Source organism: Aeromonas popoffii (genome assembly GCF_000820025.1).
GTDB lineage: Bacteria > Pseudomonadota > Gammaproteobacteria > Enterobacterales > Aeromonadaceae > Aeromonas > Aeromonas popoffii.
On the sequence record NZ_CDBI01000007.1, the window covers coordinates 3,311 to 3,723 of the forward strand.

The 413-nt window shown below is 62.5% G+C and carries 1 protein-coding gene; it reads left to right on the forward strand.

The window, feature by feature from the left end; all coding sequences use genetic code 11:
* The coding region (locus BN1129_RS01340; RefSeq protein WP_042033999.1) for an IMP dehydrogenase at positions 1-413 on the forward strand (413 nt) is incomplete at both ends.

Here is a 413-nt window from a genome sequence, read left to right on the forward strand (position 1 = left end):
TCCGATGCCGTTGATGCGCTGGAAGGCACTGGCGTCCCCGTGATTGCCGATGGCGGCATCCGTTTCTCCGGTGACGTGGCCAAGGCCATCGCCGCTGGCGCCAGTTGCGTCATGGTAGGCTCCATGTTTGCCGGTACCGAAGAGGCACCGGGCGAAATCGAGCTCTATCAGGGTCGCTCCTTCAAGTCCTACCGTGGCATGGGTTCTCTGGGCGCCATGTCCAAGGGCTCCAGCGACCGTTATTTCCAGACCGACAACGCCGCCGACAAGCTGGTGCCGGAAGGGATCGAAGGGCGCGTACCCTACAAGGGCCGCCTCAAAGAGATCATTCACCAGCAGATGGGCGGCCTGCGCTCCTCCATGGGATTGACCGGCTGCGCCACCATTGACGACATGCGCACCAAGGCTGAGTT